At 55.9% G+C, this 15238-nt stretch carries 13 protein-coding genes and 1 pseudogene; all 14 read left to right on the top strand.

All coding sequences use genetic code 11. The annotated features are described in order from the left end of the window. Nucleotides 1-4: 4 nt before the first annotated feature. Nucleotides 5-700 carry an N-acetylmannosamine-6-phosphate 2-epimerase gene (locus J4859_RS11770; RefSeq protein ID WP_212329999.1) on the top strand — a complete coding sequence of 232 codons (696 nt, stop codon included), beginning with the start codon at nucleotides 5-7 and terminating at the stop codon, nucleotides 698-700. A gap of 150 nt (nucleotides 701-850) precedes the next feature. Continuing rightward, complete coding sequence (gene rapZ, locus J4859_RS11765; protein WP_256436741.1) at nucleotides 851-1768, top strand: RNase adapter RapZ; 918 nt, start codon at nucleotides 851-853, stop codon at nucleotides 1766-1768. A gap of 3 nt (nucleotides 1769-1771) precedes the next feature. Next, a complete protein-coding gene (whiA, locus tag J4859_RS11760; protein ID WP_212329997.1) occupies nucleotides 1772-2749 on the top strand; it encodes a DNA-binding protein WhiA in 978 nt (325 codons plus the stop codon). A gap of 273 nt (nucleotides 2750-3022) precedes the next feature. Then, the gene (gene gap, locus J4859_RS11755) at nucleotides 3023-4048 is read left to right on the top strand and encodes a type I glyceraldehyde-3-phosphate dehydrogenase (RefSeq protein ID WP_212329995.1); all 1026 of its coding nucleotides are present in this window, start codon (nucleotides 3023-3025) and stop codon (nucleotides 4046-4048) included. Nucleotides 4049-4140: 92 nt separating this feature from the next. Then, a complete protein-coding gene (gene pgk / locus J4859_RS11750) occupies nucleotides 4141-5340 on the top strand; it encodes a phosphoglycerate kinase (protein WP_212329993.1) in 1200 nt (399 codons plus the stop codon). Next, nucleotides 5333-6100 carry a triose-phosphate isomerase gene (gene tpiA, locus J4859_RS11745; protein WP_212329991.1) on the top strand — a complete coding sequence of 256 codons (768 nt, stop codon included), beginning with the start codon at nucleotides 5333-5335 and terminating at the stop codon, nucleotides 6098-6100. Before pgk ends, tpiA begins: the two co-directional genes overlap by 8 nt. A gap of 139 nt (nucleotides 6101-6239) precedes the next feature. Beyond that, nucleotides 6240-6488 carry a preprotein translocase subunit SecG gene (secG, locus tag J4859_RS11740; protein ID WP_212329989.1) on the top strand — a complete coding sequence of 83 codons (249 nt, stop codon included), beginning with the start codon at nucleotides 6240-6242 and terminating at the stop codon, nucleotides 6486-6488. Nucleotides 6489-6777: 289 nt separating this feature from the next. Next, on the top strand, nucleotides 6778-7770 hold the full coding sequence (locus J4859_RS11735; protein ID WP_212329987.1) for an ABC transporter permease: 993 nt from the start codon (nucleotides 6778-6780) through the stop codon (nucleotides 7768-7770). A 10-nt stretch (nucleotides 7771-7780) separates the two neighbouring features. Then, nucleotides 7781-8809, top strand: a complete 1029-nt coding sequence (locus J4859_RS11730) for an ABC transporter permease (RefSeq protein WP_249113634.1) — start codon at nucleotides 7781-7783, stop codon at nucleotides 8807-8809. A gap of 17 nt (nucleotides 8810-8826) precedes the next feature. Beyond that, the gene (locus J4859_RS11725) at nucleotides 8827-10851 is read left to right on the top strand and encodes an ABC transporter ATP-binding protein (RefSeq protein ID WP_212329984.1); all 2025 of its coding nucleotides are present in this window, start codon (nucleotides 8827-8829) and stop codon (nucleotides 10849-10851) included. Nucleotides 10852-11091: 240 nt separating this feature from the next. Further along, nucleotides 11092-12867: an ABC transporter family substrate-binding protein gene (locus J4859_RS11720; RefSeq protein ID WP_212329982.1), complete on the top strand. Its 1776-nt coding sequence runs from the start codon at nucleotides 11092-11094 to the stop codon at nucleotides 12865-12867. A 324-nt stretch (nucleotides 12868-13191) separates the two neighbouring features. Further along, nucleotides 13192-13455 carry a hypothetical protein gene (locus J4859_RS11715; protein WP_212329980.1) on the top strand — a complete coding sequence of 88 codons (264 nt, stop codon included), beginning with the start codon at nucleotides 13192-13194 and terminating at the stop codon, nucleotides 13453-13455. A gap of 134 nt (nucleotides 13456-13589) precedes the next feature. Beyond that, a complete protein-coding gene (locus J4859_RS11710) occupies nucleotides 13590-13769 on the top strand; it encodes a hypothetical protein (protein ID WP_212329978.1) in 180 nt (59 codons plus the stop codon). 105 nt (nucleotides 13770-13874) lie between these two features. Continuing rightward, nucleotides 13875-14432: pseudogene (locus J4859_RS11705) on the top strand (transposase); the annotation flags it as partial. Nucleotides 14433-15238: the final 806 nt, after the last annotated feature.

Raw genomic sequence — 15238 nt, 5'->3', positions numbered from 1 at the left:
CACCATGGAGATAGCACCGCTGATCCAGTCTTTAAAGGGTAAGCTGATCGTTTCGGTTCAAGCGTATCCGGGAGAGCCCCTTCGTCATCCCGAGACCATGGCACAGATGGCTGAAGCTGTAGAGCAAGGTGGCGCCGCCGCGATCCGCTGCCAGGGCCTCTCCGATATTGCGGCGATCAAAGGCCGCGTCCAGATCCCGGTGATCGGTATCTGGAAGGAAGGGAGTGAAGGGGTCTACATCACCCCGACGCTGCGTCACGCCCTCGCCTGTGTCTACGCGGGCGCCGACATCGTGGCGCTCGACGCGACGGACCGTCCGCGTCCGGATGGGTTGAGCGTTGAGGGGACCGTGAAGGAACTCAAGGGACGGACCGGCACCCTGGTGATGGCGGACTGCATGACGATCGAGGACATCAGGCACGCTGTGGCGTGTGGCTGTGACATCGCCTCGACGACGCTCAGCCACAATAAGCCGGCGATCCAGACGACGATGGGTGAGGGGCCGGACATGGCGCTGCTCAAGCAGGCCGTCCAGGAGTTCCCGGGATTCCCGATCATCTGTGAGGGTCATGTCCACACGCCGGCAGACGCGAAGGCTGCCCGCGATGCGGGAGCCTGGTCGGTGGTTGTGGGAACCGGCATCACGCACCCCACGAGCCTGACCGAGTGGTTCTGTGCCGCGATGGGCCTCAACCGATAGAAAACACCTCGACTTTGAGACTGGAGACCTCACACAGATGTGGGGTCTCTTTTTCAGTTCGATAGGTGCGAGACCCCATCAGGTCGGGTGCATGGGGTACTATAACAAGTACGTGTACAGAGAGCGGCCCAAGGATGAGAGGGTATTGACGTGGCAGAGAATGGCTCCCAACAGGCAAAGCGCCACATTCCTGATATCGTGATCATCACCGGAATGAGCGGATCGGGCAAAACGCAGGCGCTCCATGCGTTTGAGGACATGGGTTACTTCTGCATCGATAACCTGCCGCCCAGCCTGATCCTGCAGCTCGCCCACCTGGTCGGCATCAACACCGGCGTCAACCGCCACCTGGTGGTCGCCTGCGATCTGAGGAGCCAGGGGCTCTTCGATGAGCTGAAGAGCACGCTGAAGGATCTGACGGATCACGAGCTCACCTACAGCATCCTGTTCTTGGACTGCAGCGATGAGGTGCTGATCTGCCGCTTTAAGGAGAACCGCCGTCGCCATCCGATTGCCCTCCCGGGGGAGAGTCCCCGCCACTCGATTGAACGGGAGCGCAAACAGTTGGCGCCGATCAAGGCGATCTCCGATCTCGTGATCGACACGTCCCACATGCGCACCTCGCTTTTGAAGTCCACGCTGCAGGCGAACTATTCCGAGCTCTCCGAGCAGCAGCTGATGGATGTGCGTGTCTTCTCCTTTGGGTACAAGTATGGCCTGTCGCCCGAGTCGGATCTGATGATCGATGTCCGCTTTTTGCCGAATCCCTTCTATGATCCGAAGATGCGCTATCAGACGGGGCTGGACAAAGACGTCCGGGATTACGTGATGGACAACCCGAAGACCAAACAGTTTATGCAGGCTTGGGAACAGCTGCTCGATGTGGTGATGCCCGGCTACGTCAAAGAAGGGAAGCCGCAGCTTTCGATCGGGATCGGCTGCACCGGTGGCCAACACCGCTCGGTCGCGATCGCTGAGGCGACCGCCCACTACCTCAAAGGCAAGGGATATCAGGTGAGCATCACGCACCGTGATCTTCCCCGCGCCAACACAGTGAAGCCAGCGTAAAGCATGTCATTTACTGCAGAAGTCAAAGACGAACTTTCAAGGAAGCATGGGCCCGCAATCGCGGAGGTGGCGCAGCTTGCTGCGCTGATCCGTATCTGTGGGTCGCTTTCATTTTCTGGCAGCGGTCACTATTCCATCCGCGTTTCGACTGAGACTGGATCAGTGGCCCGTATTGTGCTGAAGTACACCCATGAGCTCCTTAACCTCGAGACGACGCTGACGACACGTCACTCAGTACTGCACAAGACGAGAAACTATCTGATCGAGATCCCGAACCAGGCCAAGCTTGCCGAGGATCTCATCCAATTGGGGATCCTGGTGCCGGGCAAAGGGTTGGCTTCAGGCATCCCCGAACAGCTGCTGAAGACCGACGAGGCGCAGCGTGCCTTCCTGCGCGGGGCCTTTATGGCTGGAGGCTTCATCGCTGACCCGCGGGGTGACTTCCACCTTGAGATTGCGGTCGCCGGCGAAGGTCTGGCCCAGGGCATCCTTCGGTTGATGAAGGACCAAGGGGTGACTGCGCGGCTCAACCATCGGCGGGGGCTCTTTGCGATCTATCTCAAGAGCTACGAGGATATCGTGCAGCTGCTCAAGGCAATGGGGGCGACGCGTTCGGCTCACACTGTTGAGACAATCCGGAAGATGAAATCGGTTAAGAATGACGTAAACCGCAAAGTGAATGCGGAGATCGCCAACTCTAACCGCTCTTCTGATGCCGCGGTCCAGCAGCTCATCCTGATCGGGAAAGCGCAGCGTCTGATCGGGGTTGAAAATCTGCCTCCGGCGCTCCGGGAGTTCTGCCGGTTGCGCCGAAAGTACCCGGAACTCTCACTTTCGGCGCTTGGGGAGCACTGCAATCCCACCGCTTCGAAGTCCGCACTCTTCCACCGGGTTCTCAGATTGCAGAATTTGGTCAAAGAAGCGCAAGAACAAGCAAGCGCAGCCAAAAGTGAGAAAAACGAGAATGAGAGAATTCGGTGAACGGGTGAGCGGCTCCACAGTTTTCAGAGCCTCTACCCTGTGTCTTCATGGAGTGTACACAAGTGTTCCAACCTGCGGGAACATGCATGTAATGCGCGTTTTTGCGCGATCAACGACCGCTGATCGCTAGACAGGGGCCAGCTCACTGATCCAAAAATTGGTGCGCTGAGAAGATAATGTGCATAAATGCGCAGATTCGCGGTAAGATTCAAGGAGACGATACAGGTTAGTTCCGGGGATTCGCCTCGGTACGGCCTCGCGAAAGGAGAAAAGATGGCAGTTAAGGTTGCTATTAACGGCTTTGGGCGTATTGGTCGTTTGGCATTCCGCCAGATGTTCGCGCACGAGGGCTCTGAGGTCGTTGCGATCAACGATCTTACCAGCCCTGATATGCTCGCATATCTTCTGAAGTACGACACGGTTCACGGAAACTATGCTCGTGATCACGAGGTTAGCGCAGGCGAGGATTCCATCACCGTCGACGGCAAGACCATCAAGATCTACAAGGAGCCGGATGCAAGCAAGCTTCCTTGGGGCAAGCTGGGCGTAGACGTAGTACTCGAGTGCACGGGCTTCTATACCTCCAAGGCAAAGGCTATGGCGCACATCAACGCTGGCGCCAAGAAGGTCGTTATCTCTGCTCCTGCAGGCAAGGACCTCAAGACCATCGTCTACAACGTCAACCATGAGACGCTGACCGCAGAAGACGACATCATCTCTGCTGCTTCCTGCACCACCAACTGCCTGGCACCGATGGCCAAGGCACTGAATGATGCTTATCCTATTAAGTCCGGCATCATGCAGACCATTCACGCCTTCACCGGCGACCAGATGGCACTTGATGGTCCGCAGCGCAAGGGCAACTTCCGTCGTAGCCGCACCTCTTCAGCAAACATCGTCCCGACCTCCTCTGGCGCAGCAAAGGCTATTGGACTGGTTCTGCCTGAGCTCGACGGCAAGCTGATCGGCGCAGCACAGCGTGTTCCTGTACCTGATGGCTCCACGACCCTGCTCTATGCGGTCGTTACCTCCAAGGATCCTGTCAGTGTTGATTCCATCAACGCTGCAATGAAGGCTGCTTCTGATCCTGAGACCTTCGGCTACAACGACGAGCAGATCGTCTCTAGCGACATCATCGGCATGACCTATGGCTCACTCTTCGACGCAACCCAGACCGCAGTTCTGCCGGTCAGCGGCGACGAGTATCTGGTCCAGGTAGTCTCTTGGTACGACAACGAGAACTCCTACACCTCCCAGATGGTCCGTACGATTAAGTACTTCGAGAAGTTCGTCGCTTAAAGTCGCATAGCTTAGATGAGCGTTGAGGCGCGGTTGCAGCTTTCGAGCCGCGGCCGTGTCTCATTTTTTACACGAGATTGTTAGGAGTGAACATGGCTTTTACGAAGAAGACGGTTCGCGATATTGATGTGAAGGGCAAGCGTGTCCTCGAGCGCGTTGACTTCAACGTACCTCTGAAGGATGGCAAGGTTGCAGACGATACGCGTATTCGCGCTGCAATCCCGACGATCAAGTATCTGAAAGAGCACGGCGCGGGCATCGTTTTGATGTCACACCTCGGCCGTCCTAAGGGAGACGGACCGGAGTCTGAGCTCTCTCTGAAGCCGGCTGCTGAGCGTTTGGCGGAGCTGACTGGTTACGACGTCAAGTTCGTCGACGATACCTACGGCGAGAAGGCAACCAAGGCTGTTCAGGCTGTCAAGCCGGGCGACATCTTGGTCCTTGAGAATGTCCGCTTCGACAAGCGTGAGAAGAAGAACGATCCTGAGATCGCAAAGAAGCTCGCTTCTTACGGTGACATCTTCGTACTCGATGCCTTCGGCACCGCACACCGTTCACAGGGCTCCGTCGTGGGACCGGCTGCCTACATCCCGGCAGTAGCAGGTTTCTTGCTTGAGAAAGAGGTCGATACTTTGACTTCGATCTTTGCAGACCCGAAGCGTCCATTCGTCGCAATCGTCGGCGGCTCCAAAGTCTCCTCTAAGATCGGTGTCCTCGATCACCTGATTGACTCCGCTGACACCCTGATTATCGGTGGCGGCATGGCATACACCTTCTTCCTGGCACAGGGCCACACCGTGGGCACCTCCCTCAAGGAAGAGGACTGGGTCGACCGTGCTCGCGAGATGCTCGACAAGGCACGGAAGAAGGGCGTCAAAGTCCTGCTCCCGATCGACAACGTCCTCGCCGATCACTTCGGCGAGGACGCAACGGGAGAGGTTGTCGACTCCGACAATATTCCCGATGACCGTATGGGTATGGACATCGGTCCAAAGACTGAGAAGCTCTTCGCCGACGCAATTAAGAGCGCGAAGACCGTCTTCTGGAACGGACCTATGGGCGTCTTCGAGTTTGATCAGTTCTCTCACGGTACCGAGGCAGTTGCCCGTGCAGTCGGTGAGGTCAAGGCTAACGGCGGCACCTCCATCATCGGTGGCGGCGACTCCGTGGCAGCTATCAACAAGTTCAAGCTTGCTGACAAGATGAGCTGGATCTCCACCGGCGGCGGTGCATCCATGGAGCTCGTCGAAGGTAAGAAACTCCCGGGAGTGGAGGCGCTTCTCGATGCGTAGCAGAATGATCGCCGGCAACTGGAAAATGAACAAGACCTACGATGAGGCCGTCGAGCTGGCAACGGGTCTGGCTGACGAGCTCAAAGATGGCACTGGTTCAGTTGACGTTGTCGTATGCCCCCCTGCCGTAGATCTCAAAGGCGTAGCTGAGGTTATTGAGCAGAAGAAGGCTCCTTTCGCCCTGGGTGCTCAGGATGTGTATTGGGAGGAGTCTGGTGCCTACACTGGCGAAACCGCTCCGAATATGCTGACGAATATCGGTGCCAAGTACTGCATCATCGGACACTCTGAGCGTCGTGGCTATTTCCACGAGACGGATGAGGATGTCAACCGCAAGGCTAAGGCTCTGCTGGCTCACAACATCATCCCGATCAACTGCTGTGGTGAGTCTCTTGAGGTACGCGAAGCTGGAAAGCACGTCTCCTTCGTAGTCGAGCAGATCAAGAAGGATACCGACGGCATCGAGCTCAAGGATCCTAATCAGTACGTGATCGCCTATGAGCCGATCTGGGCTATCGGCACCGGCAAGACTGCAACCGCTGATGACGCACAGGAAGTCTGCGGAGCAATCCGTGAGACCCTGGCTTCCCTCTTCGGCAAGGATCTTGCAGACACTATCCGTGTCCTGTATGGCGGCTCCGCAAAGCCGGACAACATCGCGGGCTTCCTCACCGAGGAGGATGTCGACGGTGCGCTGGTCGGCGGGGCATCGCTGAAGGCTGATTCCTTTGCCGCTATGGTTAAAGCCGCAATGAACTAGTTCTGTATGCCGAATGCTGTATACATAAGTTTTTGATGCGCTCCTCTGCCGTTAAGGTGGGGGAGCGCATTATGTGTTACTATGAATAACTGTATCTGTTAACAATGTGTGTCTTACCATACGCGGAAGGTGTTAAAGCGTGGGTGTACTTAATACCGTCTTGTTGATTATCTGGGCTCTATCAGGTATTTTCACCGTCATTCTGATCCTGATGCACTCAGGAAAGGGAACCGGTGTCTCTGAGCTCATTGCTTCTTCGATGTATAACGCATCCGCAGGCTCTGGTGTTTGGGAAAAGAACCTCGACCATCTCACGGTCATCACCTCGATTATCTTTGTTGTAACCATTCTGATTATGGCGCTTACCTTCCCCCTTGGCACCATTTAGGGGATGTAACAAGAATTTAACAGAGCCATGGAAACATATCATGTGTCGCTATGAGAAAAGTCCATAGCAGGTAGTATGTCTGCTCTCTGCTGTAAGGGTGGGAAGCAGCGGGTGTAGGGTCTCGAGTGAAGGGCCTATACATCCTTTTCCAGGTTTTTATCATGGTAAAATAATAGTTTATGTGCACAACGTAGTGCGCGTCATGTGCGAGCACTATCAGGTTTTGTCCGGTTTGCCATACCGTAATCCTTGCTCATATAAAACAAGGCTGGAAATTAAGGAGAGGTCAATGGCACGATTTATCCAGTACATCATAAAAAGGATATTGGCCTACATTGTGATGATCTTCGTCGCAACGTCGCTGACGTATTTCCTGGCGTGCGCATTCATGAACCCACGCTCTAACTTCGAGTCCAGGACGCCTCGTCCTCCTCAGGAATCCATTGAGGCCTCCCTCGACCGTACGAATATGAACGATAAGACGCCGGTCTTTCAGCGCTATCAGCGTTGGCTGGGTGATATCGTGACCACGTGGGACTGGGGCATGTCTCCGGAGGGCGACTCTGTCAACGCTGAGGTCTCAAACCGTATCGGTGCTTCCGTCGAGCTGATGTTGCTGGCAACCGTGCTTTCCATCGTTATCGGTGTCTCCCTGGGTGTCTATACCGCACAGCGACAGTACCAGTGGCAGGATAGGTTCTGGAGTGGCATCGCCTCTGTATTCATGGTCATACCTACGGTCGTCTTGGCGATTCTGATCGTGTTCTTCGCTATTGAGATAAACCAGGCGGCGGGGACACGAATCTTCTATGTCACCGGGCTTTCAAGCTATTCAGGCGGCAATGTGTTCATAGCGTTCTTTGACTTCCTGCAGCACATTTTCCTGCCGACGGTGGTTCTCACGATCATCTCCGCTGTGGGCTACCACCTGAGCCAGCGCACCTACCTGCTCGATGAGATGCACGCAGACTATGTGCGTACCGCCCGTGCTAAGGGCCTCACCAAGCGTCAGGCCATCAGAAAGCATGCACTGCGCGCATCGCTCATCCCGACTGCAGTTTCCGTGGCATTTTCCATCGCTTCCATCTTCACTGGCGCTGTTATGACCGAGAAGATCTTCGCAATCCACGGACTCGGTGAGTACTTCATCAACTGCATCAATACCAACAATATCAATGGCGCGGTTGCCGTCGCCGCCTTCTCAGGCGCGTGCACCTTAATCGGCGCACTGCTCGCAGACCTCTTTGCAGCAGCCCTCGATCCGCGTATTCAGATGAGCTGAGGAGATGGCGATGGAAGAGCAGAATCAAGACAACAGACAAGAAGAGAGAAAGCTCACCAATGCCGAACTTGAGCTGAAAGCGGATTCCCAAGGCCCTACTGAGGTCAAGCGTATTTCCTACTGGCGTTTGATCGGTCGCCGCTTTATGAGGCAGCCTTCCGCTGTTGTAGGGCTCATCATTTTGATCGTGATGATCTTGATCGCGATCTTTGGTCCCTTCATGTGCCAGTATAACTACACTGAGCCTGACTTCACCGCACTGAATATGGCACCGAACGCCAAGCATTGGTTCGGCACCGACGGTGGCGGATTCGATCTGTTCGCCTGCGTGGTCCACGGCTTGGGCCGCTCGCTCACGATCGGCATCATCTACTCAGTACTTACGACCATCATCGCAGCTATTGTCGGTACTGGTATTGCCTATGTGCGCGGCATCCCCGAGAAGATCTGCATGTGGCTTCTGGATATGCTGATGGTCATTCCTTCCTTCCTGCTCGTCGCAATCATCGTACGTGCGGCTTCCGGCACCCAAGGATGGATCATCCTGATCATAGGACTGACGGCCTTCGGCTGGATCGGCTACGCCCGTACGCTGAGAACGATGGCGCTGTCTCTGCGTGAGCGCGACTACGTGCGTGCCGCAAAGTACATGGGCGTCGCCCCGTTCAAGATCATCATGCGCCACCTGATCCCGAACCTGGGCTCAATCCTCATCATCGATACGGTGTTGGGCGTCATTTCCGGTATTAATTCCGAGACCGCCTACTCCTTCTTGGGCCTCGGCATCAAGGCACCTGATACTTCACTGGGCTATCTGCTGAGCCAGGGCTCTTCAGCAATGCTGTCCGCGCCGTGGATCGTTCTGATCCCGTCTGCAGTCCTGATTGTCCTGTGCGTGAGCATGCAGCTGATCGGTGACGGGTTGCGTGACGCCTTCGATCCGTATTCACGTGCTGCCGGTTCCGTCGGTGACCAGAAAGATGAAGACAGCAAGGATACCGCTGATGCAGCTGCTTCAACCATCAGTATGAGACGCTAGATCAGGAGAGCTTGTATATGGCTGATGATAAAAACGAGTCGGTGCACTACGATGAGGTTCTGCGCTATGAGATGTTGGAAGGCAACGGACCGAAAGGCTGCCCGAAGGGTGAGCCGGTCCTGTCAGCCCGCGATCTGCGTGTGTCCTTCGCGACTGAAGCAGGCCGTGTTGACGCAGTCCGTGGCGTGAACTTTGACCTGTGGGGTGGACGTACCCTCGGTATCGTCGGTGAGTCCGGTTCCGGTAAGTCCGTCACCGCGCTGGCACTGATCGGACTTCTGGACGACAACGCACACGTCGAGGGCTCCGTAAAGTTGCGTGGCGAGGAGCTCTTGGGGAAGACCGATGAGGAGATGGCGCCGCTGCGCGGCTCAGAGATCTCCATGATCTTCCAGGACCCGCTGTCCGCTCTGACCCCAATGTTTACGATCGGCGAGCAACTGGCAGAGGCGCTTCTGGTGCACAATCCAGATATGCCGAAAGATGAGGTACACCAGCGCTGTATCGAGCTTCTTGAGACTGTCGGTATCGACAGGCCTGAAGAGCGCCTGGATGCCTATCCGCACGAGTTCTCCGGCGGTATGCGCCAGCGTGTCGTTATCGCTATCGCTATCGCTAACAACCCCGATATCATTATCGCTGACGAGCCGACTACGGCTCTCGATGTGACGATTCAGGCGCAGATTCTGGACGTCCTGAAAGTCGCCCAGAAGAAGACGGGCGCTGCGGTTGTTCTGATCACACACGACCTGGGCGTCGTCGCGGGTATTGCGGATGACATTATGGTTATGTACGCCGGTGCCGCGATTGAACGCGCCTCAGTTGACTCACTGTTTGATCACCCATCACAGCCGTACACGATGGGCTTACTTGGCGCTGTCCCACAGCCGCATATGGCTGCGGATCACCGTCTGGTCCCGATCAAGGGCAATCCGCCTTCAATGGCGGCAATTCCGTCCGGCTGCCCCTTTTCGCCGCGTTGCCCGATGGCGCTCAAGATATGCCACGAGATTGAGCCACACCTGGAGCCCTATGACACATCTGAAGGACATTTGGTCGCATGTCACAGATGGCAGGAGATCAAGACTAAGAACATGACGTTCAAGGACGTCTATCCCGAGATGGAGCCCCTGCCTGCAAAGTGGGCGGATGTTCCCCGTGACCAGCGTCCGGTCGTGCTCGAGGTCAAAGATTTGGTGAAGACCTTCCCGATTCAGGGCAAAGGTCTGATCCGCCGCAATAAGGGAACCATGACCGCCGTCGACCATGTCTCCTTCCAGATCCATGAGGGTGAGACCTTGGCGCTGGTCGGTGAGTCTGGCTCCGGTAAGTCCACGACCCTGACTCAGATCATCGAGCTCCAGAAGCCTGAGAGCGGCACCATAAAGGTCTTAGGACAAGATGTCTCTGATATCAAAAAGTCTACGGACCGCAGAAAGATGCGCCAGAACGTACAGATCATCTTCCAGGACCCGATGAGCTCCCTGGATCCGCGTATGCCGATCTACGATGTGTTGGCAGAGCCTATGCGTGCACAGAAGTGGAGCGACGCTGATATTAACAAGCGTATCGGCGAGCTGATGTATCTGGTCGGTATCAACCCCGACTATGTGGACCGCTTCCCGTCACAGTTCTCCGGGGGTCAGCGTCAGCGTATCGCAATCGCGCGCGCCCTTGCGACCAACCCGAAGATCCTGCTGCTCGATGAGCCGATCGCCTCACTGGACGTCTCCATTCAGGCCGGTATCATCAATCTGCTCGAGGACCTGCAGGCAGAGCTTAAGATCTCCTATCTGTTCGTCGCACACGACCTGGCGGTTATCCGCCACATCTCCGACTCGGTTGCCGTTATGCACCTGGGTAAGATCGTGGAGTACGGTGACACCGAAGAGGTCTTTACGCATCCGAAGGACCCGTACACGCAGGCGCTGCTCTCTGCGATTCCGATTCCGGACCCGAAGATCGAGCGTACTCGCACGCGTTTGGTCTACAAGGACGGAAGGCTGATCCCAGCAGAAAGCCTGCTCAAGATCAAGCTGTAGGGATAAAACCTCAACGATATGTCCGGGGCACGTCGCGTGAGTGGCGTGCCCTTGCTTGTATAGATACAGCCATACTGAATGAAGACAGCTATATGCCAGGAAATTAGGGGCCTACAGACCTTTGTTGAAAAGAAAAATGCTACAAAACTCAAAGATTTAGTATACTTATGTACATATAGTCTATCGCGCTAAAGTGGGCGCAATAGGGGAACCTCACAGTGTAGGAGAGGAAACAAAATCATGGTGAACGTAACACGCCGCTCATTTCTTGAGCTTTCAGGTGGAGCCGCAGCAGTAGCTGCCGGCTTGGGATTAGCCGGTTGCGGCAACTCCAACAGTGGCTCCGGGAATAACAACGGTGCTCAAAACACAGGTGCTGAGCCACAGTCAGGTTCTCCGGCAACGACTCCGCTGGATCAGCTACCGCTGCCTGAGAAGGACAAGACCTACGACAACCCGCAGCCCCGTGACAATATTCAGCAGGGTGGCACGCTGACGCTTCCGGCAAGTGAGGTCGGCCCGAACTGGAATGTATTCTCCACCGAGGGCAACACCGCAACGATGCAGGAGCTCTGGAGCTGGTATATGCCCTCCACGATCACGACCGATGCAACCATCACCGCCTATACCCCGGATCCGAATTTCATCACGTCACTGAGCTCATCTATGGACTCCGGCAAAGAGGTCGTCACGGTTGACTTCAACGAGAATGCTCATTTCAACGATGGTACCCCGATCGACTACCGTGCACTGCAGGCAGTCTGGACCGTCTGCAACGGTACCAATGACGCATATACACCGGCTTCAACCGACGGTTATGATAAGGTTGAGTCTATCGAGCCAGGCTCTTCTGACAAAGAGGCCATCCTCACCTTCTCCGATCCGGTCTATCCGTACGAACCGATTGTCAGCTCACTGCTGCATCCTGATGCCGCAAATCCGGATGCTTGGAACAGCTGGAATAACAATCCGCACCCCGAGTGGGGCGCCGGCCCGTTCACGGTCGACTCCGTGGATAACACACAGGTTACCTTCAAGCCGAACCCAGAGTGGTGGGGCGATGCTCCGATGCTCGACACCGTCCAGTACAAGCAGATGGACGCTCAGGCAACCTACAACGCCTTCAAGAACGGCGAGGTTGACACCACCGGCTTTGCCGCCTCTGGCTCACAGGAGATGCTCTCTAACTTTGAAGGTATGGACGATACGACCATCCGTCGTGGCAACTCTCTGGGTATTGCCTGCATCGAGGTCAATACTGAGCACGGTATGCTGCAGGATATCAATGTCCGTAAGGCCTTCTGGCAGTGCATCGATCCGGCAACCATCCGTTCAGTCATCTGGCAGGGCGTCAACTGGGACGAGGATACCCCGGGCTCACTGTTGGTCCCGTATTGGGCAGACGGCTATGAGGACAACAGACCTGACGACATCAAGAATCTGAACTCCGCTGAGGATAGAACCAACGCCGCAAAGCAGACGCTTGAGGATGCGGGCTACACGCAGAACGACAGTGGCATCTACGAGAAGGATGGCCAGCCGGTCACCTTCGGCTTCACCACCTTCGGCGACTCTAACACGGTCAAGAATCGCTCTGCAGCTATTCAGAAGATGGCTAAGGATGCTGGCATGGATGTCGAGATCGACTCTCATCCATCCTCTGACTTCTCAAAGGTCCTTGCCTCCGGCAACTGGGATGTCTGCCTGTTCCGTTGGGTCAGTGTTCCTGCCTACGTCTGGAATGCGCCGCAGCTCTATGGCAGCACTTCCGCTTCCAACTTCACCCATACCGGTGACGCTGACCTGGACAAAGAGCTCGAGAAGATCATCACGATCTCCGATAAGGGAGATCAGAGGAAGGCTCTTAACGACGCAGAGAAGAAATGCATGCAGTCATATGCATTTCTTCCGCTGTTCTCCGGCCCTGACGTAATTGTCACCAAGGCGAAGCTTGCTAACTGGGGCCCAGCTCTATTTGAGAGTACTGACTACAAGAACGTCGGCTTCCAAAAATAGTTTCCTATTAAAAGAGGACAAGCGCCCAGGTCGTCCTGACTACACACGATCTAGGCGTGATCTAGGCGTCGTTGTCAGTATCGCAGACGACAGTATGGATGTGTACGCCGGCGCAGCTCTTGAGCGCGCCGGCGCTGCTATTGGAAGCGCTTCGGTTGACCCACTATTTAATGGCTCTTCGCTACTTATGGTGGGTAGCATATCTGCATCCCCTTGAGCATGTGGCCTTTAAACGGTAGGATTTTCCCCGACAGGAAGCTGCGTTCCTAAGGTGCGATATGGATGTTTAAGGCAGGGATGCTAGCAAGGCTCTTTAAGAGGTCCATGGGGCTCAGGGACGAGTGGGAGCTCTGCGATGTCTGGTTTAAGGAGCGCGAGGGAGCGCAAGATAAGCTCCATGTGAGGGTGGCCTACAGGAAGGGCCAGGCGGTCGAGTGCCCCGTCTGCCACAGGAGGTGCGGCACCTGTGACACGCGCGAGAGGACCTTGTGGCATCTTAGCATCTGGCAATACGAGACAATCGTGCACTGCGCGCTGCTAAGGGCCGACTGTCCCAAAGACGGCGTGCATGCCACAAGGATGCCCTGAAAGGTGTGGCCGAAGACGCACTTCACGGCGCTCTTTAAGGCGCAGGTGATAAGTGATGGCGCTCTCGGGAATGAGCGTGACGGCAATAGCGCATCTGGTGCACGAGACAGCCCACGCGCATATGGCGGCTGCTCATGAAGGCGGTATCGGAGGCGAGGGATGCCGCTGACTACTCCGGTGTCGTGCGCGTAGGGATAGACGACACCGCCCGCAAGCGCAACCAGAGCTACATCAGCATCATGGCCAACCTCGACTGTCAGCGTGCCATAGCCGTCACGCAGGGCAGAGACAAGGGGGCCTTAGGCAGGCTCTGAGACGAGCTTAAGGAGCACAGGAGGGGACCGCACGAAGGTCTTAGAGGTCACGCGCGACATGGCTTAAGGCATACTCGTTGGGGGGCGGCGCCAAGATGCCCCAGGCCGCACAGAGCGTGGGACAGCTTCCATGTGGTGCAGCTCCTGATGAGGGCGACAGACCCTGTGAGGTGCCAAGAGCGGCGCGAGTCGGCGGAGAAGCGCCGGCAGCTCGCAGGGACGAAGTACGTATGGCTCAAGAGGAGGGAGACCCTCACAAAGCGCCAGCTCGCGAAGAGGGAGGAGCTCGACCCTGCGAAGACCCATCTCAGGACGGCACGCGCATGCCAGATGGGAGAGGCGCTGCAGGACGTCTACTCATGCGCAGACAGAAAATCGGCAGCCAGGGCCCTGGAGCGCCTCTACTCGTGGATGGCGCACTCTGCCGTGGCCGAGATGAAGAGCGTGGCGAGGACGCTCAGGAAGGAGCGAGAAGGCATCCTCAACTGGTGGAAGAGGGGATCTACCAACTCGTTCCTGGAAGGCCTCAACTCGGTCGTCCAGTCCGCCCGCAGCATCGCCAGGGGCTTCAGAAGCATCACCTACTTCAGGACGATGATCTTCCTCAGGCTAGGCCGTCTGGACTTCACAGCCCAGAAGAAGCTCGCATGCGCTACCCACTAGAAACAGCGAAGAGCCCATCTTTTGCCGGCAGGCTGCGCTTCCCGGCTCCCAGGGTCGCCTGATCTGTCTTGGAGCCTTTTGCCGGATGCGGTGCATGGGGCAGGACGGCGGTTTCTGCATGTGCTGTATGAGCATCCTTCCCTGCCTTTCCCGCATGCTGGCCGCAAAAAGCCGTGTGGTCGGTCCTCTCTGGTACGTTATAGGGAATTAATCATCGTTTCCCTAGATAACGGGTGGGTCTGGCGCTTCACAGACATGCCGATGGTTAGCATGCAGGGCTATCTCAACTAGTAGATCTACCTCTTCCGGGCCAACCAAGCCCGTGATAGGTGGCCTGAAACTGCAAGAGTGGTTCACCATATGATGATGGCCGAGGCCAGTTTCTGCAGTCCGACAAAGATACACTATCACCCGTTATCCAGACTGTTAGATTCAGCAATATTTGACCACTCACAGGCCGTAATTAATTGGAAATAGATTAGAAATCAAACGAACCTAATACTAACCTATCCTGAAAACATGTTTTTCAGCCAAAATAGCTGAGTACCTCCAGCATAGTTAGGCTCCCTGAACTGTAAGCGGCTTAAGGCAAGATCGAAGGCATCTTCGGCGGGACCGTCGCGGTGGCTGCGATGCCGAAGAGCGTGACATGGATGAGACACATCTCGTGCAGCAGCTCCATGCAGCCATCCCTTACATTCCTGTGGCTGTATCTTTAGCTGAACGAGTCCGCAAGGTGAGCTGTAATCTTTTGGTGGACAGGGGGATTCAGGGACTAACAACAGATATGCTCTGTCCAGATACCC

The sequence above is a fragment of the Atopobium sp. oral taxon 416 genome (assembly GCF_018128285.1).
GTDB lineage: Bacteria > Actinomycetota > Coriobacteriia > Coriobacteriales > Atopobiaceae > Olsenella_L.
This window is presented reverse-complemented; position numbering and strand designations above follow the sequence as displayed.

Bases quoted from the DNA above. Each gene is read 5' to 3' on its own strand.
- J4859_RS11710 (WP_212329978.1), top strand. From the start codon at position 13,590: ATGAAGGCGGTATCGGAGGCGAGGGATGCCGCTGACTACTCCGGTGTC.
- tpiA (WP_212329991.1), top strand. From the start codon at position 5,333: ATGCGTAGCAGAATGATCGCCGGCAACTGGAAAATGAACAAGACCTAC.
- J4859_RS11730 (WP_249113634.1), top strand. From the start codon at position 7,781: ATGGAAGAGCAGAATCAAGACAACAGACAAGAAGAGAGAAAGCTCACC.
- J4859_RS11770 (WP_212329999.1), top strand. From the start codon at position 5: ATGGAGATAGCACCGCTGATCCAGTCTTTAAAGGGTAAGCTGATCGTT.
- gap (WP_212329995.1), top strand. From the start codon at position 3,023: ATGGCAGTTAAGGTTGCTATTAACGGCTTTGGGCGTATTGGTCGTTTG.
- J4859_RS11720 (WP_212329982.1), top strand. From the start codon at position 11,092: ATGGTGAACGTAACACGCCGCTCATTTCTTGAGCTTTCAGGTGGAGCC.
- J4859_RS11715 (WP_212329980.1), top strand. From the start codon at position 13,192: ATGGGGCTCAGGGACGAGTGGGAGCTCTGCGATGTCTGGTTTAAGGAG.
- J4859_RS11735 (WP_212329987.1), top strand. From the start codon at position 6,778: ATGGCACGATTTATCCAGTACATCATAAAAAGGATATTGGCCTACATT.
- whiA (WP_212329997.1), top strand. From the start codon at position 1,772: ATGTCATTTACTGCAGAAGTCAAAGACGAACTTTCAAGGAAGCATGGG.
- pgk (WP_212329993.1), top strand. From the start codon at position 4,141: ATGGCTTTTACGAAGAAGACGGTTCGCGATATTGATGTGAAGGGCAAG.
- J4859_RS11725 (WP_212329984.1), top strand. From the start codon at position 8,827: ATGGCTGATGATAAAAACGAGTCGGTGCACTACGATGAGGTTCTGCGC.